Source organism: Sorangium sp. So ce362 (genome assembly GCF_051519845.1).
Taxonomy (GTDB): domain Bacteria; phylum Myxococcota_A; class Polyangia; order Polyangiales; family Polyangiaceae; genus Sorangium.
The window spans coordinates 2,683,056-2,705,558 of sequence record NZ_CP150332.1 but is presented as its reverse complement, the minus strand read 5'-3'; the positions used below and the strand labels follow the sequence as shown (position 1 = coordinate 2,705,558).

Genomic DNA, 22,503 nt, shown 5'->3' with positions numbered 1-22,503 from the left:
GAGCTCCACGATCGAGAGCCACGATCGAGAGCCACCGATCGCCGACACGAGGGGTGGTGGGTTCAATGACGACCGAGCGGTTGATCAAAATAGTACTTGCTGAGTAGTTCAACCGATGCAATGTGCTGATGCGTTCCTCATGGACATGGACATGTCGTCGTTCAACGAGATCCAGCCCATCGCCCGCCAGATCCAGGCCGATGCGCTCGAAGATCAAGATGATGCTGTGGCGAAGCCTCGTCCCATGGACGAGCTGGATCAGGCTCAGGAGCTAGCTCCGGACGAAGCCATTCTTGCGGAGGAGGAAGGGCCCTCGGAGTACCACCACGACGCGAACGGCAAAACCTGGCGGATTGGAGAGGACTACTACTGCGTCTCCGACCCTGCCGATTGGACCGAGGACGACTGGCGGGAGTACGATCCCGTCGCGTCGGCTCGGCTCGCTCAGCGCACGTTCGTGCAGTTCAGCCGCCACCACTACCGCGTGAGCCCCGAGCAGCTCGCCGAGAGACGGCGGAGGTGGGCTGCGAAGCGCGCCGAGCAGGCCCGCGAAGAGCGCGCTCGCGCACGGAGCGATCGAGCATGCCGCTTCCGCCCCGAACCGACGCCAGCCCCGCGTCCTCGAACGGTCCGGACCCGACGCTCGTCGACGCGGGTGCACGCGACCGCTGATCCGACGCCACCACCAGAGCCAGATCGAGCGCACGCCGCCACCGCCACGCGGATTGACACCGCTGCGTACGACGTGATGGCCGATCAGGTCATCATCGATGAGGTCCATCTCATCGACGATGCCTTTACCGGGCGCGTCCCTCGAGACAAACGTAGCCATCGCGTCCCAGGCGCATTGTCCTACGGCCCGCCGAGTGGGCGAGATCCTCGTCCAGCAACGCGTGCTCGCCGTCGATGGTCCCAGCGCGATCCATCGCCACGACGGTTAGCGAGATGATCGGGCACGCCCTCGTGGAGGAGAGCAGGCCGAAACTCGCCGCGACGATGGCGCCCGAGGAGCAATCTCCAGCTGCGGCGCGGAATAAGAAACGCAGAGGAGGCCGAGCTAGCAACCTGGGCCTTCCGGATCTTCTTTCGGTTGCGGAGGTGGCCGCCGTTCTCGGCGTGTCCACCCGGACGATCCGCCGCCTCATCAGGCGAGGCGAGCTCGTCACCTACCGGATCAACCGCCAGCTCCGCGTCGACGCCGAGAGCGTGACGCACCTGCTCGAGACCTCGCGCATCGAGGGCTCGGAACGGACCAATCCATGCCGAAACGAAAGTACACGCTCGGCCAGCCGCATCTCCTCCGGCGCCGGGGCAAGACGAAGCTCTGGACCGGCTGGCTCGATGGCCGCGAGGTCTCCCTCGGCACCGCCGACCGCGCCGAAGCGCAGCGCCGCCTTGACGACCTCGCCGCCCGGCACCGACATCAAGGGCTTGCCGCAGAACGCGGCGGAACTGAGGAGGGAGCTCCGACGCCTCCGCGGCCGCTCTTGACCGAACTGGCGCTGCGCTTCGCGGAGTACTGCCAGCCGCCCCGGCACACGAAGAAGACGGCGGACAGCTACGCGCGACGGATCCTCCACTTCGTCGAGTGGGCCGAGGGCCAGAAGGTCCGCCGCGCCGACGAAGTCACGTTCAAGCTGATGTCGACGTACACCCGCACTCGTACAGAGGCGGGTGCGGGTGCGGCGACGGTGAACCGGGACGTCACCGCGGTGCGCCGGATGTTCGCCTTCGCCGAGCGCGAGGGGCTGATCGCCGAGGACCCGTTCGGGGCTCGGGTCTTCCGGAACCTGAAGCTGCGCGAGCCGCGCCCGAAACCCAACGCGGTCACGCTCTCGCCAGAGCAGGTGGACCTCTTCCTGGACACGGCCGACAAAGTCTCGCCGCCGGCCTACGCTGCGCTGTTCCGGCTTTCGGCCGGCAGCGCGATCCGGATCGACGAGGCCCGCCACTTGGACGCGGCCGACGTTGACCAAGCCCGCGGCGTCCTGACCATCACGCCGAAGCGGAACTGGACGACGAAAGGCTACCGTTACCGGGAGATCCCCATCTCGAAGCGGAGCGCGGCCGCGGTGAAGGCGTTCGTGGCCTGCAGGAAGGGCTTGGCGACCGACGATAAGACGGTCTGGAAAGAGATCCAGCGCGTCCGGAAGGCGGCCAGCCTGCCCAAGTTCTCCATGCACGATCTGCGGCGGGCCTGGGCCAGCGCCGTGCATGCGAAGGGCGCCTCCCTGAAGCAGGTCAGCGTGTGGCTCGGGCACGCCGATGTGCAGACGACCGAGCGCTATATCCGCGTCTATCTTACCTCGACGAGCGGCCACCAGTTCCTGCCGCGGTGATGCAGTGCAACGGCAGCGTCGGCACGGAGAACATCGCGCGACGAACTGGGCGAGCAACTGCCGGGGCACATCGGTTGCTGGAACGCGCCCGGTGCCTGGCACCGCCGCTCAGCGGGATGCGCCCGCTCGTCTGCTCGAGCCCCACCAGCCCGCTGCGACCCGCCCCTGGATCACCAACTCGCGCGGGCTGAGGGAGGACGGCATCTACGCCCGTCGCCTCCGGCTCTCGCACGAGATTTGGCAAACTTTTGGCAAGGAGGCTTGCCAGGGGTTTCCTGGCAGGTGTAACCCCGCGGAATCATTCGCACCCCCGGCAAGAATTGAACTTGCGACCTTCGGTTTAGGAAACCGCTGCTCTATCCACTGAGCTACGGGGGCAGGGGCAACAGCCGCTACGGGGGCGGGACCCTCGCACACCTCGCCTCACGCATCAAGCCCGATCCCCGGCCACGTCTCGTTCAGCCCGCTCTCCCGCCTCCGCTGCCCCAGCTCCACTCTCCCACCCCGCCGCCCCACCATCCCCCCCTCCGCCGCCCTCCCCGCTCCTCGATCACGTCCACGGCCCACCCCAGAGCCCCGCCCCGATCGCCAGCGCTATCCCACCCCGCGCCAGCCCTGCCCGCAGCGCCCCCGCGGCGCGCTCTCGGCTCCCCCGCACCACCCGGGCGATCTGCGGCGCCCCCCGGTAGGCGTGGGTCGGCCGCACCACCTCGACCTGCACCTCGTCCCCGAGGCCGAGGTCGATCGTCTCCCCCCGCTCCTCCATCATCGCCGCCGCCTCGACCTCGTCCACCCCTCCGTCTCCCGCCTCCCCCGCCCCCATCTGCCGCCACGGCAGCGTCAGCACCTTCGCCAGGGCCACCGCGTCGACCACGAACAGCGCCCCCACCACGGCGATCCCCAGCGCCGCCACGAAGCGCCCCACCTCGGGCGCCGCCGGCCTCTCGAAGAGCACCGGCGTCATCAGCGCGGCCACCGCGATCACCGCCGCCGTCGCGGACCCCACGGCGCGCCGATCGGCCCGCGCCACGATCGAGCCTGCTCGCGCCCTCCCGACGCGGTTCGCCGCGAGCAGCACCACCGCGAGCGCCGGAACGAACGGCAGCGAGCACACAGCACCGAACGGCGCACCGAGGATCATCCCTGCCGGCCCCAGCACGAGCCCGACGGTCATGCCATTCACGACGCCGGCCACCACGATGGCCCACAGCACGAGCAGGCTCGCCGCGATCGGCCCCCGCCGGGTCCACCGTCCCGGGCCGTCCGCCCAACCCGGCCCGTTCGCCCAACCCGGGCCATTCGCCCATCCCGGGCCGTTCGCCCCTACCGCGCGGCCGCTCCCCACGCCGCCGATCCGCCCCGTCAGGTAGTGGCCCAGCAGCCCCGCGACGACCGGCGTCACGCCCGCGAGCAGGCAATGGAACGAGCGGTCCGGCAGAAGGAACCTGTCAGCCGTGAGCCAGCCTCCCACAAGCCCGATCGCCCCGAAAGGGAGCGCGAGCGACACAGGAGCATCAGGCGACACGGAATCGGACGTTGAACGCGGCATCTTGAAACCTCCGGCTCGATCGTTCCCCTTCGACGCGCTTGCCCTCGAGCAGCTTCCAGCAGCCTGGCTCGCCGCCCGATCTTCCACCTTCCCATCACGGCGCTCCACGCGCACTGCACATGCAGGCCCCACCGCCCGCTCCGCAGGAGCCGGCGGGCCCCTCGCGCCGCCCTTCCCCCCTCCGCTCCGCAACGGCACGCCATCAGCCCGCTCCCACCTGCGGCACCTGTGGCACCTGCGGGTAGTGGCTGAACGCCACAAGGTTCCCCTCGGGATCGCGCGCGTACATCGTGTAGGCGCTCTCCCGCTCGACGGCCACGCCCCCCGCGGTCAGCCGGCGGCGCCACGCCTCCCGCTCGGACGGGGCGATCCCCAGGGCGACGCAGTGCCAGCCCGGCGCCTCGTCCGAGCGCGTCGGCCCGGCGGCCGCTGCCCGCTCCACGGCCAGAAAAGCGCCGCCCCCGAGCCCGAGCCACACCGACCGCGGCGCCCCGGCCTCGTCCGTCCAGCGCCGCACCACCGGCAGCCCGAGGACGCCCGCGTAGAACGCCTCGGCCCGCTCCAGATCGCGCACGACCACGGCCAGGTGATGGACCGACAGCGACGACAGCGTCTCGCTCATGCGACGCCCTCATTCCAGCGCCTTTCGCGCGGTGCCGCACCTGAAAAACCGCTCGAAAGCCGCGCGTCCCGCGCCGCGCCGGCCTCGAGCGCCCGAGCGCCGCAGCGAGCCGTCTTGCCCGGGCAGGACACCTCGTCTATGGTCCCGCTCGCGGACGCTCCGCCCGGGGAGTCGCACAGTCCGGTAGTGCACGAGCTTTGGGTGCTCGTTGTCGCGGGTTCAAATCCCGCCTCCCCGACCCTCTCCGACGATTTCCGTCCCCCGCGCGAGCCCGACGCGCCCCGGCCAGGCCGCTCCCCTGGTCTGCCGCTCGTCTCCCATCGCCCTCGCCGCGCCCGCAGCGTACTTGGCCCCCTCGAGTCCCCCGCGCATAGTCCCGCCGATGTCGACGCGCGGAAGGCTCATGCTCGGCGCATGTCTCTCCTTGTCCGTCCTCGCCGGGTGCGGCGGACAGCAGGCGGCCGCTCCGGCGGCAGCACCGGCGCCGCGAGCGACGGGCGCGGCCCCGGCCAAGCCGGCGGCGCCCGCCGGGCAGCTCGCCCGCGCCGACGTCGACCGGGTGCTGCTGCAGGGGCCGCCCTGGATCCTGCGGCGCGTCCCGGTCGAGGAGGTCGTCCGGGCCGGCGCGTTCATCGGCTGGAAGATCCTCGCGCTGCCCGCGGACTGGAGCACCGTCGAGCTCAAGCCGGGCGACGTCGTCACCCAGGTGAACGGCAAGGCGCTGGAGCGCCCGGACGACCTGTTCGCCGCCTACCGCGCCCTGGCCAGCGCGAGCGAGCTCAAGATCGCCTACGAGCGCGAGGGCACCGCGCGCGAGCTCGTCGTGCCCATCTTCGGGCCGCCTTCTCCGGAGACCGTCAAGACCTTCGAGAGCGACAGCCCCCCGCGCCGCCCGACAACGAGTCGGCCGCGGGGAACGACGGTCATCGAGGAGGACGACGGCGCCCCCCCGCTCGAAGACGGCGCACCGTGAGCGAGCCACCGTGAGCGGGCGCCCGGCGCCGCGCTCCCCCGCGCCGGCGCCGGGCGCGGCGCCTCACATGTCGAGGGCCAGCCCCAGGATCCACGTCGAGGTGCCGACGTGCATCTGCGGGCTCGATCCGAGCCCGTCGAGGTTCGCGTACATCCACTCGCCGAAAATGTAGGTGTGGTTGATGCCCGTCGTCACGTCGAGCTGGGACGACGAGCGGCGGTCCATCCAGTTGAGCGCGAGCATCGCGCCGAGCGCGAGGTGCGTGCCCCAGCTGATGCCCTCGCCCCGGACGCCATCGACCTCCGCCGTGCCAGGGCCCGACGACGTGTACCAGAGCCCCATGCCGAGGCCCGCCTTCGCGTAGGGCACGATCGGAACGCCCGTCTTGCGCATCAGCTCGTCGGCGCGGAGAACGGCCGACAGGTGCATCGGCATGATGGTGAGCGACGTCTCCTCCGCCTCGGCCCTCGTATCGCTGCCCGCCTCGAACGCCTTCGCCGACGCCGATGTGTATCCCCAGCCGAACCCCGGGCCGATCACGCCGACGTACGGGATCCGCAGCGGCAGCCAGTCGAGCTCCATCCCGAAATAGAACTGCGAGCCGTCGCCGAACGTCCCCTCGAAGGGGCTCGCGCCGGAGAGCTCCTCGTCGACCTCCGGAGAGTACGGGGCGAAGCGGAGCTCGAACGCGAAGCTCTGCGGCGAGCCATAGCGCTCCTCCCGCTGGATCCTCGACCGATCCTGCTGCCGCCAGTCGCTCCGGGTCGACTGCGCGCCGGCCGCGGAGACGACGAGGAGCGCCGCGCTGCCGGCGAGGCACGCAGCCGCCAGATGACGGAGATGACAGTTCATTGGCTCTCCTGCGTGTTGGAACGCGCGCGCCGCCGACGGCTCCTGCGCCACAAACCGAGCGCCGCGCCGGCCACGACCGCGCCGAGCGGCACCGAGCCCCACCGACCTGCCCCGACCGGCCCCTCGACGCTGCAGAAGCCCCCACCCGCTTGCCCGCCGGCCTCCCGGTACTTCTCGAAGAACCCGTCGACGTCGATCGGCGTCGCACAGGACAGCTCCGACAGCGGTCCGGCATTGCCCACGAGGTCATAGGCCGCGATGCCGACGACGTACGACTTGCCGTTATCGAGGTTCAACGCCTCGCCACGGTTGGCCCGCCCCACCTTGCCGCATTGCTTTCCGATGTCCGGGACCTCGCCCGGGACCAGGCCCGCCGCCTGGCATCCGGAGCTGCCGCCTCCCGCCGCTCCGCCCCCGCTCCCTCCGCCGACCGCCCCGGCGCCGCCGTCGCCCCCCGCCCCGCTCGCGTCGGCAGAGGACTGCCCCTCCCCATCGCAGTAGAGATAGTAGCCCTCCACGTCCTCGTCCTCGTTCTGCTTGAAGTCGACGAGGAGACGACCATCGCCGGGGTGCGCCTCGACGTCCGTCGGCGGCTTCGGGCCCTGGAGATCCATCTTGGTGGTCTCCCACTTCGCGTGATCCGGCCCGTCCTGGTCCAGGGACTCGAACCGCATGAAGTACATGGCGACCGGCACCGCGCCGGTGCTGGTCCTCGTGCTCTCGCACCCCTCGGCGCCAAGGGCCTCCGCGATCGCCCTCGCCGACAGCGTGATCTCCATCGTGTCATCCAGGTTGGACTCGGCCCAGACCGGCCGGCATCGCGTGCCCGTGTCGCGGTTCGAGTAGAGCGTGCAGTCCTGCGACTCGCTGACCCAGACGGCGAGCGTCTGGCCCCTCGAGAAGCCGCTCAGCGTGACCGTGAAGTGCAGATCGTTGTCCGTCAGGCAGTCCTCGCGGCTGATCCACAGCGGGTTCTGCGCGTCCTGGCGCCTGTCCAGGGTGCGGTCCACGTCGGTGCTGATGGTCACCGCCGCATCGGCCCTGCGCGCGCCTCCGGCGAGCGCCGCCGCCGCGAGCGCCGCCGCGCACAGCCGGTGGAGGTGCCGCCGCCCTCGCGGCCGGGGCCGCACGAGATACCTTGTCGTGTCCATGGGCGCGTCCTTTCAGCACAGCTCGTACCACGCCGCAAATGCCCCGCACAGCCCCGGAGCCGCAGCGAAACCGGCGCCTCTGCCCCCGTCGGAGCCGCGTCCGAAGCCCGCCTCCGGCGCTCCCGGAAGCACCGGGGACGCCCGCAGACGCCCGCGCCGCAGCGCCCGCGGAGCCCACGTCGGAGACGCGCGAAATGACGAGCTGGCCCTCCTCGCTGTCCGTTCCTGACAAGTTGGCAGCGGCGCCGGAGCGCGACGGTCCGCTCGCCCCAGCGCGCCGCCGGATGCACCGCGTGCCCTGCGGTACGCGCGCGTCGAGAGACCTCGGCTAGGTTGAGGCAAGTGGATCCGACCGACACCGCCCCCCCGAAGCCGAGCGCGAAAGAGCGCGCCGCCGCTCCGGACATGACGCGCACCCGGCAGCTCAGCGCGCGCCCGGACGGCACGCCTGCGCCCGGGTCCGCCCCGTCGGTGCGCCCGACCTCGAACCGGCCCAGCCGGCTGCAGCCGAGCGGCGCCGCGCCGGACACCGACACCGCCGTCCTCGGCGTCCCCCTCACCCGCGTCGAGCTGCACCGGACCGCGCTGCTCTTCTGCCTGCTCTTCCTCGCCGCCCTCATCTTCGTGGTCGGCCGCTCGGCGCGCGACGCGCTCTTCCTCACCAGGTTCCCGGTCACCTGGATCGCGCCGATGTGGATCGTGTACGGCGCCGCCTCCGCGGTCGCCGCGCTCGCCTACGACCGCATCGCCCGCCGCCTGCCGCGCGCCCGCCTGTGCGTCGCCTTCGCCCTGTTCGGCGCGGCCACGTTCGCGCTGCTGCGCGTCCTCATCGGCCAGGAGGTGCGCGCCGCCTACCTCGTCTTCTACATCTGGTCCGAGATCATCGCGAACTTCACCGCCGTCCTCGTCTGGGCCGTCGCCCAGGACCTGCACGACCCGCGCAGCGCCAAGCGCCTCTTCGGCCTGATCGGCAGCGGGCGCGTCGTCGGCACCGTCGTCTGCGGCTTCGCGACCGGCGGCATCGTCACGTGGATCGGCACCGAGAACCTGATCTTCGTGCTCATCGCCGCGCTCCTCGGCATGGCCTCGCTCACCACGGTGCTCGCGCGGCGGCACCCCCTGGAGCGGCCCCCGTCCGTCGACGAGGAGCTCATCCAGGCCCACCTCCCCCGCATGGACGTGTGGCGATCGCGCTACGCCCTCACCGTCGCGCTCGTCACCCTCCTCCTCTTCACCGTCCTCACGATCGGCGACTACCAGTTCAAGGCGATCGCCCTCACCGCCTACCCCGACCGCGACGATCTCGCCCGGTACATGGGGTTCCTCTACGGCGCCATCGGCGTGCTCGGCCTGCTCGTGCAGCTCGGCGTGACGCCCATCGTCCTCCGGCGCCACGGCGTGCTCGGCGGGCTGCTCGCCATGCCGGCCGCGTTCACCGCCAGCACCGTCGCGCTGATCGCGAGCCCCTCTCTCGCCTTCGGCTCCATCCTCAAGCTGAGCGACAACGCGCTCCAGCTCACGATCTACGACGCGACGATGCAGCTGCTCTTCTTCCCGTTCCCGCCGGCGCTCCGGGAGCGGGTGCGGACGCTCGTCTCCGTGATCGCCAAGCCCCTCGGCTACGGCCTCGGCGCGCTGGTCGTGCTCGCCGTCACGCCCACCGCCGCGCCAGGCCCCGCGCTCGTCGAGGAGGCCGCGCGCCTCGGCCTCTACTCCCTGCCGCTCTGCGTCGCCATCATCGCCCTCCTCCCGCTCGTGCGGCGCGGCTACTTCGACGCCATGCGCCGCACCTTGATGCGCCGCCAGATCGCGCCGGACAGCGTCGTCTACGGGCCCCAGACGCGCGCGGTCCTCAAGGAGGCGCTCTACAGCCGCGCCGTGACGCAGGTGCTGTTCGCCGTCGACCAGCTCCGGCAGCTCGACCCCTCCCTCGTGCGCGAGGCCGTGCCCGCGCTCGCGCGCCACGGCTCGGCCAGGGTGCGCGCGCTCGCGGTGCGCCTCGGGGCCGAGCTCGCGCACGACGCGGGCGCCGAGATCGCGCGCGCGGCGATCCGCGACAGGAACACCGCGGTCCGCGTCGCCGCCGTCGACGCCCTCGCCGCGCAGCTGCGGGAGGACGCCCACGACGAGCTGCTCGCGCTCGCGCGGGAGAGCGGCGCGCCCCGGCGCGCCTCCGCGGACGCGCCCGGCGACGAGGAGCTCCGGGCCGCCGCGATCGCCGCGCTCCTGCGCTACTGCGGCCTCGACGGCATGCTCGAGGGCGCGCCGCGGCTGCGCGCCCTGCTCGACAGCCCCTCCCCCCGCGACCGCCTCGCCGCCGCCCGCATCCTCGGCCTGGTCGGCCACGCGTCGCTCCAGCGCGCGCTCGCGCGGCTCATCGCCGACCCCGACCCCGCGGTGCGCCGCGCGGCCGTGCGGTCCTCGTCGAGCGTCGCCGATCCGCGCCTGCTCCCCCTGCTCGCCGACGCGCTCGCCGAGCGCGCCCTCGCGCCGGCCGCGGCCCGGGCCATCGAGGCGCTCGGCGACGACGCCATCCCCGAGCTCGCGGCGCGCCTCGGCGACGACGGCACCCCGCGCGCCGCGCGGCTCGCGATCCCGCGGGTGCTCGCGCGGCTCTCCAGCCACGACGCCCTCGACGCGCTGCTCGCCCAGATCGACCACCCGAACGAGGCCCTGCGCCAGAAGGTGCTCGCGTCGGCCTCGCGCCTGCGCCTCGCGCTGCGCGCGCCGCCGGTGCCCCTCCGGACCATCCGCGCCTGCATCGACGACGAGACGATCGAGCACGTGCGCATGCGCGAGGCGTACATCGCGGTGCGCCCCCGCGTCGCGGGCCCGCTGCTCGATCAGCACCTGCTCCGCCGGCTGCGGAAGGGGCTCATCCGCGTGCTCCGGCTGTGCGAGCTCGCCTACCCGCGCGAGGTCGTCGCCCTGGTGCGCACCCACGTCTTCGGCCCCGATCCCGCGCTGCGGGCCAACGCCTTCGAGGTGCTGGAGTCGCTCCTCGACCACCGGCTGCGCGAGCGCCTCGTCTCCCTCGTCGAGCGCCTGCTCGAGCTCTCGGTCGCGTTCCCGCTGAGGCCCATGCCGCCGGAGACCGACACCGTCGCCTGGGTCCGCCGCGAGCTCGCGCGCGGCGAGCCCTACAGCGCCGCGCTCGCGCTCGACGCCGTCGCCCGGTACGCCATCGCCGGCGCGGCCGGGGACGCGCTCGCCGCGACCCACGACCCCGACCCGCTCGTCCGCGAGGCCGCCGCCATCGCGATCGCCGTCACGTCGCCGCCCGGCGCCCGCGAGCGCCTTGTCGCGCTGCGGGCCGATGACGACCCCGCCGTAGCCCGTTACGCACGATACTGGGCGGTCACCGGCGGCACCGGTATCGAGCCCCAGGACGAGATGTATACAACGATCGAGAAGGTCCTTTTCCTCCAGCGTGTCCCGCTTTTCTCCCGCGTGGCCGGCGACGATCTCGTGGCGCTGGCGCGCGGCTCGCTCGTGGTCTCGCTGGTCCGGGGCGACGTCATCTTCCGCCAGGGCGAGCCGGGCGGCGCGCTTTACTCGATCATCTCGGGCGAGGTGAGCCTCACCCTGGACAGCCGCGAGATCGCGCGCCTCGGCGCGAACGACGTCTTCGGCGAGATGTCGCTGTTCGACAGCCAGCCGCGGGGCTCGACGGCCGTGGTCACCGAGGACGCGGAGCTGCTCCGGGTCTCCGCCGAGGATTTCCACGAGGCGGTGCGGGAGACGGCCGAGATCGCCGACGCCGTGATCCGGGTGCTGAACCGGCGGCTGCGCGAGGCCGACCGCAAGCTGGCCGACGCGCACGCGCGGCTGTCGCTCCTGCCGAAGGCGCTGCCCGCGCGAGAGCCACAGCCCTCGGGCGAGGAGGCGCCGGCGCTCGACGACAGCGATCTCGAGTGAGGCAGCGGAGGCGATGGCGCGCCGCGCCGCGCCGCGTGGAACGAGCGCCGCGCCGCGTGGAACGAGCGCCGGCGCCGAGCTCCGGAACGAGGCTTGCACGGCGCAGTGACTGTTCCGGCGCGCGAGGACGTCTGAAGAGGTCCGAGGACGCCCGAGGCCAGCCCGACCTCTGCCTGGCATCCCCTTCGAGAAGGACCCATCATGCACCCGATGCCTCTCCCCCCGTCCGCTCCCCCTACGCGCCCTGCGCCTGCGGCGTCGGGCATCTTCAGGGCCCGGCTCCGCCGGCTCGGAGGCGCGCTGCCGCTGCTCGCCACGCTGATCGTGGCGCTCATCGCCGCGCCGTCGAGCGCCGCCGCCCAGGGCCTGCCGCAGGGCTACACGACCGACGAGCCCGCCGCCGGTGAGACCGCGGCTTCACAGCCCGTCGAGACCCAGCCGGTCCAGGCCGAGGTCGGCGTGAGCGCAGAGATCGCGGTGGACGCGTACGATGACACCGATCCGAGCGTCCTTGCCGAGTTCCAGGAGCCGCTCGCCCCGTACGGCACCTGGCTCGACGACCCGAGCTACGGCAGGGTCTGGGTGCCTTCCGCGGTCGTGGTCGGCCCGGATTTCGCGCCCTACCAGACCGCGGGTCGCTGGGAGCTGACCGACGACGGCGAGTGGATGTGGGTCAGCGACTACGCGTGGGGTCACATCCCCTTCCACTACGGCCGCTGGGTCTGGATCTCCGCCCACGGCTGGTCGTGGATCCCGGGGCGCGTCTACGCCCCGGCGTGGGTGGTCTGGCGCGTCGGCGACTACGGCTACGTCGGCTGGGCTCCGATGCCGCCCACGTACACCTGGAGCAGCGGCGTCGCTGTGTCGCTGTGGACCGTGCCCCCGGCGGCGTACGTCTTCTGCCCGACGACGCACGTGTTCCACCACCACGTCCACCGGCACGTCGTCCGCGATCGCGAGATCGTCCGGCGCATCGCCGCGCACTCGCACACCTACAGGCCGGCGCGGCCGACCGTGAGCCGGAGCGGGCGCGACGGCGTCCGCCCGGACGACAGGCGGGGCGCGGGGCGCTCGAGCCCGTCCCAGGGGATCCGCCCTGGCAGCTATCGCCCCGCGTCGCCCTCGCTCGCCGAGGCCGGCGTTCCCTCGTCGTCCGCGCCGAGGCACCGCGGCAAGGCGGATCCTCGCGCCCTCGCCTATGCGCGCAAGAGCGCGGCGCCGAGCGCGCGCCTCGCGCCCCCGCCGTCGCGCCGCCCCCTCCTGGCGCCCTCTTCGCCGGTCGGCGACCGGCGCGCGGCGCCCTCGCTGCGCACCCCGAGGGCGCACGACGGCGACGCTCCGGCCCCCGTCGCCAGGCCCCGCTTTCGGCCGCGGGGCTTCTCCGACGGAGCCGCCCTGCCCCGTGCCGGCGCGAGCGCGCCGCACCGCGGGTCGCGGGCGACCGTCGCGCCCCCGTCGCCTGCCCCCGCCCCGGCGCCGCGGGGGGTCCCCGCGCCGCGCGTTCACACCGCGCCGCCCGCGCCGCGCGTCCACACCGCGCCGCCCGCGCCGCGCGCCGTCCCGCACCGGTCGGCGCCGGCGCAGCGGCCGCAGGTGGTTCCGGCGCCGCAGCAGAGCGCGCCGGCCGTTAAGCCGCGCGCCGTCCCGAGCGCGCCGTCGTCCCCGCGCCCCAGGATCCACGTCCCGTCGGGCCCGGCCCCGGGCAGGGCGGCGCCGGCGCCGTCTCGCCCGCGGTCGAGGTAGCGCTTGGTCCACGTCTTGCGATGTCCACGGGCAGGAGCAGATCCGATGACGTTTTTCGCTGACTTCGTGAAGCATCGTTCACTGGGGCTGTGGTCGTTCCTTCTCGCCGCCACGCCCCTCGCGTCGACCGGCTGCATCGTCGTCGACGAGGACGGCCGCCACGACGACCACCACCAGCACGACGACCGGGACGACGAGGACGACAACGCCCCTCCGCCGCCCACGGACGAGCCGAGGCTCGTGGCCATCGACACGGACGCCGTCCTGAGCAGCGAGCCGGGCGAGGGGGTCGGCATCTTCGTCGAATACGCGGCCGGCGGGACGTGGAAGCTCTGGACGACCTGCGACACAAACAGCTCCAAGGTCGTCTGCAGCTTCGACCTCTACGCCTCGGTGGACACGTCGTCCGAGCTGTTCGACATCGTGGGGACCGACCTCGAGAAGACGGACGCGACGCGCCTCGTCGACGAGGGCATCGCGTACCTCCACGCCGAAACCGGCTCGGACATCGACGCGATGACGTTCACCACGACCGAGGGCGCCATCGTCCGGCTGGAGGCCTACCTCGACGGCGTCCAGGAGCCTCGTTATGTCTACTGGTTCGGCGACGGCATCCTGCACGAGGGCGCGCCGAGCAACCCGCTCGACTTCGAGCCGACCTCGCCCTGAGGGCGCGGCGGCGGCCGCTCCTCCCGCTGCCCGCGCGGCGGGAGGAGCGCGGCGCCGCTCAGGGCGCCTTCTTCGGCTGGATCGGCTGCCCCTCGACGTCCCACGCCTCCGGCTCGCCGAGGCCGATCGCCTGGAGCTGCGGCAGGATCTCCTGCCGCGGGCCCACGACCACGAGGGTCGCCGCCTTCGGATCCACCGCCCTCGCCAGCTCCGCGAGGCCGGCGAGCGTCGCCTTCTGCCGCGCCTCGCTCGCGGCGCCGTCGAACGTCTCGGGCAGCTGGAGCCGCGCCAGCGCCCCGAGGCGCTGGGCGGTGCGGTTCGCCGTCTCGTAGGCGGACACGAGATCCGCGCGGTCGTGCGCCTGCACCTTCGCCAGCTCGTCCCGGGTCAGCCCGGAGTCTGCCATCCTGGCAAGCTCGGCGAGCATCTCCTTCAGGGCGGGTCCGGTCGCCTCGGTGACAACGGACGCCCGGGCCACGAAGACGCCCTGCTGCTTCGTCTCGCTGAACGCCGACGCGGCGCCGTAGGACCAGCCGTGGTCCTCGCGCAGGTTCTGGTTCAAGCGCGACGTGAACGAGCCGCCGAGCGCTGTGTTGATCAGCTGGAGCAGCGGCCGCCGCGGATCGCTCGCGGCGACCCCCTCCCGCACGACCCCGATCACCGACTGCGGCGCCCCCGGGCGGTCGACGAGCACGAGGCGCGGCGGCTTCCAGGCCGGCGCGGCCTGCGCGGTGCCGGCCTGCGCGCCCTTGGCGGCCGGCGCGGCGCCCTTGGCGGACCACGTCCCGAGGTCGCGCGAGATCGCCCGCATCACCTCGTCCCGGGTGATGTCGCCGACCACCGTGATCACCGCGCGATCGGGGCGCCACGCCGTCTTGTAGAACGCCTTGACGGCCGGGAGCCCGATCGACCTGGCGTCCGCGAGCAGGCCCTCGACGGGGTGCCCGTACGGCGTGCCTGGCCCGTAGAGCGCGGCCGTCGAGACGAGCGCCGAGACCCGCGTCGGATCGTCGCCGCGCTTCCTCAGGTCGTTCTGCCAGAGCTCGCTGACGCGCTTCCACTCCTTCGCCTCGAAGCGCGGGCGCGCGACGACGTCGGCGAGGAGCGAGAACGCCTCGCCGAAGTTCTTCTTCAGCACGGAGAGGGTCGCGACGCTCCCGTCGGCGCGCGCCCCGACCGAGAGCGTCGCGCCGAGGTCGTTGATCGCGCTGGAGAGCTCCACCGCGCTGCGCGGCCCTGCGCCCTCGTCGAGCATGCTGGCCGTGATGTGGGCGAGGCCCGCCGCGCCCTTCGGATCGTCCGCCGATCCCGACGCGACGGCGACGGACACCGACACGATCGGCAGCGTGTGGCGCTCGAGCAGCCACACCTTCGCGCCGTTCGGCCCGTCGAGCACCACGGGCGCCGGCGGCGTGAACGGCTGCGGCCTGGGCAGCTCCGGCCTGGGCCCGATCGGGTCCGCGGGCTGGGCGGCCGTGGCCGGGGCGCTGGGCCGCGGCGCCTCCGCCCGGGCCGGGGACTGCGCCGGGGCCTTCGGCTCGCAGCCGACCGCCGCGGCGAGCAGCGCGATCACCGCGCCTGCGTTCCTCGCTCTCATTTCGTCACCGCCTTCTTCGTCTCGTCGCTGCCCTTCGGCACGACCCGCAGGATCACCCGCGCGTCCGGGTCGAGCGTGCTCTTCGCGACCGCCTGCAGCGACTCTGTGGTCGCGTCGCGGTAGCGCTTCAGGTCCTGCTCCACGAAGCCGGGCTGGCCCGTCCACGTCTCGTACCGGTTGAGCATCGAGGCCCGGCCGGCGACCGACTCGAGCGCCGTCACGAAGGCGGTCTCGTACTGGTTCCTGGCGCGGTCGAGCTCCTCGCGGCTCAGCCTTTCGTCGCGTACCCGGGCGAGCTCGGCGTCGATGGCGGCCTCGAGCTTGTCGAGCGGCACGCCCGGCCGCGCGATCGCCTCGACGGTGAACGTCGAGCCGAGATCGCCGGAGCTCTGCAGGGCGCTCACCTCCTGGGCGAGCGCCTTGTCGTAGACGAGGGCCTTGTAGAGGCGGCTCGCCTTGCCCTGCTCGAGCGCCGTGGCGAGGAGGTCGAGCTCGGCGTCGCCGGGCGCGAAGCGCGCGGGGCTGTGCCAGGACATGACCACCTTGGGGAGGTTCACGTTGTCCTCGATCGTCTGCCGCACGACGCCGCTCAGCTTCACGGGCGGCGGCGCGGTCGTCGCGGGGACCGGCTGCCCCGGGATGCCGCCGAAGTACCGCTCGATGGTGTCGCGCGCCTTCTGCGGATCGAAGTCGCCGGCGACGACCAGGGAGACGTTGTTCGGCACGTACCATCGCCGGAAGAACGCCGTCACGTCGTCGACCGTCGCGGCCTGGAGGTCCTCGTGCGAGCCGATCACCGGGTGGTGGTAGGGGTGTCCTTTCGGGTACATCAGCGAGGGCAGGAGGAGCCCGACCTTGCCGTAGGGCTCGTTCTCGCTGGTCTGACGGCGCTCGTTCCTCACGACGTCGCGCTGCGCGTTGAGCTTGGGGGCGTCCATGCTGTCCGCGAGGGACGCGAACCTGTCGGCTTCGAGCCAGAGCAGGAGGGGCAGCGCGTGGGCCGGCGCCACCTCGTGGTAAGCGGTCCGGTCCTCGCTGGTCCACGCGTTGTTCGAGCCGCCTTCCGCCTCCATCCAGGCGTCGAACTGCTTCGTGGGGACGCGGCGCGTGCCCATGAACATGAGGTGCTCGAACAGGTGCGCGAAGCCGGTGCGCCCCGGCTCCTCGAAGCGCGAGCCGACCTTGACCATGAGGTTGAGGGCGACCATCGGCAGCGCGTGGTCCTCGTGCAGGATCACGGTGAGGCCGTTCTTGAGGGCGTACTTGGTGAAGGGGACGTCGAGCTTGGGCGGCGGAGAGGCGGCGGGGGGCGTTTCCGGCGCGGCCTTCGGGGCTGCGGCCGGCGCGGCCTTCGGGGGCGAGGGCGTGGCCTCGGGAGGCGCTGCCGGTGCGGTCTTCGGGCCGGAGAGGGAGAGGGCCGCGGCCGCGGCTGCCAGGAGCGGCCGGGCGGAGCGCGGGAGCGGCAGGTGTCGCGCGCGGTTCTGCATGGGGCGAGGGTTGAGCCGACTGGGCCCGGGATGCAAGCGGGCGGGAGCCAGGACGGCGAGGCGCGCCCGGCAAGGGTGCCATTGTCAAGTTGTCACGGACAACGAAAGCACCGCGGACGCGGAAGCGGAAGATGAAGAGGTGCGAGGCGGCGCGCGCGGCCGCCACGCGCTAGTCCCGCGGCACCCAGCGCGACAGGACGACCCCCGGGATCGACGCCGCGAAGGCGATCGCGAAGAACGCGGTGAACCCGACGCCGGCGGCCAGGTAGCCGCTCACGCTGCCGGCGAAGGTCGCGGAGACCGACATGAGCGCCGAGCCGATCGCGAAGTGCGACGACTTGTACCCGTCCACGCAGCGCCGCATCAGGAACACGACGAGCACCGCCGTACCGACGCCGGCGGCGAGCTGCTCGAGCGTGACGAGCGCGATGATCCACGGGAGCGCCGGCCGCGACCACGCCAGAGCGACGTAGAGCAAGATCGCAAGGCTCTGCACGAGCGCGATGGGGAAGATGGTGCGCGCGAGCCCCCATCGCTTGATGACCACACCGCCGAGGGTCGCGCCGGCGATCGAGGCGACGGTCCCGATCCCGCCCACGTTGCCGCGCGCCGCCGTGTCGAGGCCGAGGCTCTTCAGCAGCGGCGACGACATCGCGAACATGAGCGCGTCCCCCGCCCGGTAGCAGAGGATGAACGCCAGGCTCGGCACGATCCGGGGCTGCCGCAGGAACACCCGGAACGGCTCGACATACCGCCGCAGCCCGGCGGCTCCAGGCGCCGCCGCAGCTCCGGGCGCCGCGGCAGCTCCGGGCGCCGCCGCAGCTCCGGGCGCCGCCGCAGCCGCCGGGCGCGGCAACCCCACCGCGTGCGCGCCCGCGAGCAGCGCGAGGCCGGCCGCCGCGACCGCGAACGACGCGCCGAAGGACGCCCAGCCCGCGAACGCGACCAGCAGGGCGCCCGCGAGCAGCGCGAGCCGGTACGCCCCGACCCGCAACCCGGAGAAGCCAGCCTGCGCGTCCTTGTCGAGCGCCTGCAGATAGAAGCCGTCGACCGCGATGTCGTGCGTCGCCGCCGCGACGGCGACCAGCCCGAACAGCGCGGCGACGAGCCAGAGCGCGCCGCTGTCCGCCGTCGCGGCGAGCCCGAGGAGGATCACCGCGAGGGCGATCTCGGCCCCAAGGAGCCAGCGCCGCGGGCTGCCGTGGAGGTCGATCAGCGGGCTCCAGAGGAACTTGAGGTTCCACGGGAGCCCGTAGAGCGACACGAGGCCGATGATCGGAAGGCTCGCCCCCGCCGCCGTGAAGAACTCCCCCGCCACCTTGTGCGCGATCGCGTAGGGCAGGCCCTCGGCGAAGTAGGTCGACGAGATCCACAGGCCCCGGCTCGCTCCCCGCGCGGCCGGGGCTCCGGACGCCACCGCCACGCCGGGCTCCCCAGCCGCACCGGGCGCCCCCGCGGGGGCGCCGCGCCTCACGGCCTCCGCTCCCTGCTCGGGCAGCGCGACGACAGCGGGCTCGACGGACTTGTGGGATGTGACGGCAGCCTCCACGCCTTCTCCGCGCGTTTTCCGCGCCTTCTCCGCGCCTTCTCTGCACCCTTACACGAGGCGTCCCGGGGCTGAGCAAGTTCCAGGGCGCTCGGGAGCGCAGACCACCGCGCCGGGCCGCCCGGACGTCGACGCGAGGGGAAGCCGCGGACCTCATCGCGAGCGACGCTGTGGTATCGGTCCGGCATCTGGTCTAACGGTGATCAGCATGCGACGGGCTCGCGCTCCTTCGGTGTCCCCCTGCCGTAACGGCCCCGACGCCGATCGCGGCGCTCCGTGGCGGGCCGGCCGCGCGGTCGCTCTCGCGCCGACCTGCCCATCTCCGGTCTTTCCGAGGGAGCGAGCGTGAACGAGTACACCCGGCGCGAGGAGGTCCGCGCCACCTTCATCGCCTCGGCCATCCTCGTCCTGTGCATCGCCGTGGCGGTCCTCCGGCTCGTGACCGTGGACGGCAGGCTCGTCCTGGACCCGGGCGCGCGGCGGCAGGCGGAGGAGTCCGAGGCTCGCCTCGCCCCCGCGCGCGCGTGCGCCCTCGCCGGCGAGAAGCTCATCGTCGAGATCGACCTGTTCAAGAAGGCCGCGAAATCCGCGCGCATGCCCGCCCCGGGCGAGGAGCCCCCGGCGCCGCCGCCGGTCACGAGGAGGCGCGCGCAGCGCAACACGCCGCCGCCGCCGAAGCCCAAGGAGCCGGACAAGCAGGGCGCGTGGGCCTCCGCCCAGCCGCTCCACAAGCAAGTCAAGACGCTGGCGGGCTGCCGCGAGGCAACCGAGGCGCTCCTCGGGGCGCGGGTGAGCGCGATCCCCGCCTGGGACGCCATCGCCAAGGCGGCCGCGATCACGCCGCCGGCCGCCGAGGAGGCCGAGCAGTTCGAGGCGGCGAAGCAGCTGCTCTCGCTCCTCGCCGACATCCCCGCCGACAAGGTCGCGCAGGCCACGAAGGACGCCGAGGCCGCCTACAAGGCGACCGCCGAGCGCGACCGGGAGCGCGCGACCACCGCGGTGGTCCGCGAGCCGCTCCCCCAGGGCGTCTTCTCCCGGCGCGTGGCGGTGAGCGTCGGCGTCGGGCTGACCGTCTGCGCCCTGCTCATCAGCTACCTCGGCGTGCGCGCCGCCTCGATGCGCCGCCTCGCGACGCTGCTGCCGCTGCGCGACGCCGTGCGCAGCGGGCGCCCGGGCATGCAGGCCGCCGAGATCCTGAAGACCGCGGCCGCGCACAACAGCGGCGAGCCCGGCATCGTGATCGGCGCGGCCATCGGCGGGCTCTCCGCCGCGCTCCTCGCCCCGAAGGACGCCGATCTCTTCGTCGCGGGCGTCATGGCCGGCCTCCTCATCGGCCTCGGCGCGCAGTGGGCCTTCCGCCTCGCCATCGGGGCGAGCCGCTGGCGCGCCCGCGCCACCGAGCTCGCCGAGGTCGAGAAGCCGGCCATCCCGATCGTGCTCGTCCTGAGCGGCGTGAAGCCCGGCCTCGAGCCGGAGTTCATCCAGTTCCTCCGCTCGCTGCCCCCCACCGACGCCGCCGCGGCGGTCGAGAAGCTCGCCTCGCAAGCCGAGGAGCGCATCCTCGCCGCCGCCGACGCGGGCGCAGCCTTCCCCCAGGGGAAGCCGCCGGGGTGACGCCCGCCCGAGCAGGGCGCCCCGCCTGCCCCCTGCGCCGTCGCTGAACGCCCGCGCGCCGTCGCGGAGGACAGCGCCGCGGCGGCGCCGGTGCAGCGAGCGCTCGATCCACACGCCATTTCATGGAATGGAGGCCCTCCCGACATGAGACATCCTCTGCAGGCCCGCAGGCCCCCCGGGCGATGGGCGCTCCTCTCGCTGCTCGCCGCCACCTGGTGGCTCGCCGCGCCCCCTGCAGCGGCGCAGGACCCGGCCGCCGGGCACCCCGGCGCGCCGCCGGAGCCCCCGCCCGCCGCGCAGGCCGCCCCGCCGGCCGCCGCACCGCAGGCCGACAGCGCACCGCAGGCCGGCAGCGCACCGCAGGCCGGCAGCCCGGCGCCGACCGACAGCCCCTCGCCGGCCGACGGCGCGCCGGCGCTGCACGCCGACGGCGCGCCGGCGGCGGACGGAGCCGGCGCAGGCACCCCGCCGCCCTCCAGCGCGGGCGGCGCAGACCAGCGCGTCGAGCGCAGGCCGGCGCGGCGCGACAGGCCGGGGGCGACGAGCAGCCTCTCCGCCCCCTCGAAGAAGCGCCGCGGCGACATCAACCCGTGCATGACGCCCGATCCGGGCTGGGGCGTCTACGACCGGTGGTCCCGCGCGCCCTCGATCGGGCAGATGATCATGCCCCACCGGGGCGGGGTCACGAAGCGCGGCGGCTTCGACGTCCTCATCCACTTCCACGGCCACGAGGCGCTCCGCAAGGAGTTCGTGAAGACGGCCGACGGCGCCGTCCTCGTCGGCATCGATCTGGGGATCGGCTCGGGCGCGTACTCGAGCACGTTCTCGGCGCCCTACGTCTTCGAGCACCTGCTCGACAGCATCGAGCGCGCGGTGGCGAAGAAGACCGGCAAGAAGAAGGTCTACATCCGGAAGCTCGGCCTCTCGGCGTGGAGCGCGGGCTACGGCGCCATCGAGCAGATCCTGCGCCAGAAGGCCGGCAAGCGGGTCGACGCGCTCGTGCTGCTCGACTCGCTGCACGCGGGGTACGCCGACGAGCGGCAGCGCAAGCTCAAGGTCGCGCAGATCGAGCCGTTCATCGCGTTCGCCCGGCGCGCCGCGGCGGGCGAGGCGTTCATGTTCATGAGCCACTCCTCCATCCTGCCGCCCGGCTACGCGTCGACCGAGGAGACGGCGAGCTTCGTCGTTCAGCAGCTGCGGGGCAAGCCGAGGGGCGCCTCGCGCCGCGACGTGCTCGGCCTCGACATGATCCGGCGCTACGACCGCGGCGACTTCCACCTCCGCGGGTACACCGGCGACGACAAGCCCGACCACTGCGCCCACCTCGGCCTGATGGCGGACGTCATGCGGGTCCACCTCAAGCCGCGGTGGAAGACGCCGCAAGGCCGGCGCTAGATGGGCGGCATCGGCGTCATCATCAACCCCCGCTCGCGCCAGAACCAGGGCGATCCCCGCGCGGCCGTCCGGCTCGCGCGCACGCTCGGCGACCACGGCGTGGTCCGCACCGCGCGCACCCGCGAGGACCTCGCCCGGATCGCGGAGGACTTCAGGAAGCTCTCCATCGACGTGCTCGGCATCTCGGGGGGCGACGGCACGAACCACGTCACCATCACCGGCTTCCTCGACGTCTACGAGGACGAGCCGCTGCCGCCGATCGCCTTCCTGCGCGGCGGGACGATGAACACCGTGGCCAACGCCGTCGGCGTCCCCCGCGGGCGCCCCGACGGCCTGCTCGCCGGGCTGATCGCCCGCTACACCGACCGCGGCCGGCACCCGCTGCGCTGGATCGAGCGCCACGTGATGCACATCGGCGCCCACTACGGCTTCATCTTCGGCACCGGCTGCGTCCACGGGTTCATCGCCGAGTACAACCGCAGCGAGGAGCGGAGCGCGCTCTGGGCCGCGAAGGTCCTCGCCCGCGCGAGCGCCGCCGTGCTCCTCAAGACCGACACCCAGGTCGCCGCGCGCTGGGAGGGCCGCGTCCACTTCGAGGACGGCTCGGCCTTCCCGGACCGCGACTACCTCGCCATCGCCGCCGGCACCGTCGACCAGATCGGCCTCGGGTTCCGCCCGTTCCACCGCTACGACGAGCGCCCCGAGAGCTTCCACATGCTGGGCATCCACACCTCCGCGCTCGGCTTCGTCAGGAAGCTGCGCGACATCTGGCGAGCGCAGCCGATGGGCGAGGCGCACACGTTCGAGAAGATCGCCCGGCGCGCGGTGCTCGAGGCCCGCTCCGGTGTGGTCCGCTATGTATGCGATGGTGACGTACACGAGCACGTGGGCCCGCTCACGGTGCGCATCGGCCCGCGGGTAAAAATCCTCGTCGAGCATAAATCCGGCCATCGCCCTGTCTCAGCTCGTCGCACGTTGCACGACGTGTGGGCCCCCGGCGGGGGCGTGCGCGCCGGCGCTGACCGCGCTCCCCTGCGCTGACCGCGCG

General features: G+C 73.3%; 16 protein-coding genes, 2 tRNA genes and 1 pseudogene. 11 read left to right on the top strand and 8 right to left on the bottom strand.

Annotated elements, in window-relative coordinates:
- Nucleotides 1-139: 139 nt before the first annotated feature.
- The 3 genes and pseudogenes from WMF17_RS10800 to WMF17_RS10790 all read left to right on the top strand — a co-directional run bounded on the left by WMF17_RS10800 (nucleotide 140) and on the right by WMF17_RS10790 (nucleotide 2,339).
- The gene (locus WMF17_RS10800) at nucleotides 140-949 is read left to right on the top strand and encodes a hypothetical protein (RefSeq protein ID WP_437649232.1); all 810 of its coding nucleotides are present in this window, start codon (nucleotides 140-142) and stop codon (nucleotides 947-949) included.
- A pseudogene (locus WMF17_RS10795) lies at nucleotides 907-1,215 on the top strand (helix-turn-helix domain-containing protein); the annotation flags it as partial. The gene WMF17_RS10800 and the pseudogene WMF17_RS10795, both read left to right, overlap by 43 nt.
- A gap of 44 nt (nucleotides 1,216-1,259) precedes the next feature.
- Nucleotides 1,260-2,339: a tyrosine-type recombinase/integrase gene (locus WMF17_RS10790; protein WP_437649230.1), complete on the top strand. Its 1,080-nt coding sequence runs from the start codon at nucleotides 1,260-1,262 to the stop codon at nucleotides 2,337-2,339.
- A gap of 305 nt (nucleotides 2,340-2,644) precedes the next feature.
- Here WMF17_RS10790 and WMF17_RS10785 read toward each other — a convergent pair.
- The 3 genes from WMF17_RS10785 to WMF17_RS10775 form a co-directional block, all read right to left on the bottom strand.
- Nucleotides 2,645-2,717: transfer RNA gene (locus WMF17_RS10785), tRNA-Arg, on the bottom strand.
- Nucleotides 2,718-2,889: 172 nt separating this feature from the next.
- Nucleotides 2,890-3,864, bottom strand: a complete 975-nt coding sequence (locus WMF17_RS10780; protein ID WP_437649229.1) for a hypothetical protein — start codon at nucleotides 3,862-3,864, stop codon at nucleotides 2,890-2,892.
- A gap of 226 nt (nucleotides 3,865-4,090) precedes the next feature.
- Nucleotides 4,091-4,510, bottom strand: a complete 420-nt coding sequence (locus WMF17_RS10775; protein ID WP_437649227.1) for a VOC family protein — start codon at nucleotides 4,508-4,510, stop codon at nucleotides 4,091-4,093.
- A gap of 164 nt (nucleotides 4,511-4,674) precedes the next feature.
- Here WMF17_RS10775 and WMF17_RS10770 point away from each other — a divergent pair.
- A tRNA-Pro gene (locus WMF17_RS10770) sits at nucleotides 4,675-4,748 on the top strand.
- 165 nt (nucleotides 4,749-4,913) lie between these two features.
- A complete protein-coding gene (locus WMF17_RS10765) occupies nucleotides 4,914-5,483 on the top strand; it encodes a serine protease (protein WP_437649225.1) in 570 nt (189 codons plus the stop codon).
- Between the two features lie 63 nt (nucleotides 5,484-5,546).
- Here WMF17_RS10765 and WMF17_RS10760 read toward each other — a convergent pair whose 3' ends face one another.
- Both WMF17_RS10760 and WMF17_RS10755 read right to left on the bottom strand, forming a co-directional pair.
- Nucleotides 5,547-6,335 carry an MXAN_2562 family outer membrane beta-barrel protein gene (locus tag WMF17_RS10760; protein ID WP_437601901.1) on the bottom strand — a complete coding sequence of 263 codons (789 nt, stop codon included), beginning with the start codon at nucleotides 6,333-6,335 and terminating at the stop codon, nucleotides 5,547-5,549.
- Complete coding sequence (locus tag WMF17_RS10755; protein ID WP_437649224.1) at nucleotides 6,332-7,486, bottom strand: hypothetical protein; 1,155 nt, start codon at nucleotides 7,484-7,486, stop codon at nucleotides 6,332-6,334. The genes WMF17_RS10760 and WMF17_RS10755 overlap by 4 nt, the downstream gene beginning before the upstream one ends.
- Nucleotides 7,487-7,828: 342 nt before the next feature.
- Between WMF17_RS10755 and WMF17_RS10750 the strand changes: the two genes are divergently transcribed.
- The 3 genes from WMF17_RS10750 to WMF17_RS10740 all read left to right on the top strand — a co-directional run bounded on the left by WMF17_RS10750 (nucleotide 7,829) and on the right by WMF17_RS10740 (nucleotide 13,816).
- On the top strand, nucleotides 7,829-11,404 hold the full coding sequence (locus WMF17_RS10750; RefSeq protein WP_437601899.1) for a HEAT repeat domain-containing protein: 3,576 nt from the start codon (nucleotides 7,829-7,831) through the stop codon (nucleotides 11,402-11,404).
- A 201-nt stretch (nucleotides 11,405-11,605) separates the two neighbouring features.
- Nucleotides 11,606-13,147 carry a DUF6600 domain-containing protein gene (locus WMF17_RS10745; RefSeq protein WP_437649222.1) on the top strand — a complete coding sequence of 514 codons (1,542 nt, stop codon included), beginning with the start codon at nucleotides 11,606-11,608 and terminating at the stop codon, nucleotides 13,145-13,147.
- A 45-nt stretch (nucleotides 13,148-13,192) separates the two neighbouring features.
- The gene (locus tag WMF17_RS10740) at nucleotides 13,193-13,816 is read left to right on the top strand and encodes a hypothetical protein (RefSeq protein WP_437649220.1); all 624 of its coding nucleotides are present in this window, start codon (nucleotides 13,193-13,195) and stop codon (nucleotides 13,814-13,816) included.
- 58 nt (nucleotides 13,817-13,874) lie between these two features.
- On the opposite strand, the gene WMF17_RS10735 is transcribed toward WMF17_RS10740, so the two are convergent.
- From WMF17_RS10735 to WMF17_RS10725, 3 genes are all read right to left on the bottom strand, one after another.
- The gene (locus WMF17_RS10735) at nucleotides 13,875-15,413 is read right to left on the bottom strand and encodes a M16 family metallopeptidase (RefSeq protein ID WP_437649218.1); all 1,539 of its coding nucleotides are present in this window, start codon (nucleotides 15,411-15,413) and stop codon (nucleotides 13,875-13,877) included.
- Entirely contained in the window at nucleotides 15,410-16,900 is a 1,491-nt protein-coding gene (locus tag WMF17_RS10730; protein ID WP_437649216.1) for a M16 family metallopeptidase, read from the bottom strand. The genes WMF17_RS10735 and WMF17_RS10730 overlap by 4 nt, the downstream gene beginning before the upstream one ends.
- A gap of 169 nt (nucleotides 16,901-17,069) precedes the next feature.
- Nucleotides 17,070-18,449, bottom strand: coding sequence for an MFS transporter (locus WMF17_RS10725; RefSeq protein ID WP_437649214.1), 1,380 nt, complete (start codon nucleotides 18,447-18,449; stop codon nucleotides 17,070-17,072).
- Between the two features lie 342 nt (nucleotides 18,450-18,791).
- On the opposite strand from WMF17_RS10725, the gene WMF17_RS10720 reads away from it, so the two are divergent.
- The 3 genes from WMF17_RS10720 (at nucleotide 18,792) to WMF17_RS10710 (ending at nucleotide 22,496) form a co-directional block, all read left to right on the top strand.
- A complete protein-coding gene (locus WMF17_RS10720; protein WP_437601893.1) occupies nucleotides 18,792-20,060 on the top strand; it encodes a hypothetical protein in 1,269 nt (422 codons plus the stop codon).
- Between the two features lie 144 nt (nucleotides 20,061-20,204).
- Complete coding sequence (locus tag WMF17_RS10715) at nucleotides 20,205-21,455, top strand: hypothetical protein (protein WP_437649212.1); 1,251 nt, start codon at nucleotides 20,205-20,207, stop codon at nucleotides 21,453-21,455.
- Entirely contained in the window at nucleotides 21,456-22,496 is a 1,041-nt protein-coding gene (locus tag WMF17_RS10710) for a diacylglycerol/lipid kinase family protein (RefSeq protein ID WP_437601891.1), read from the top strand.
- The last annotated feature ends 7 nt before the right edge of the window (nucleotides 22,497-22,503 follow it).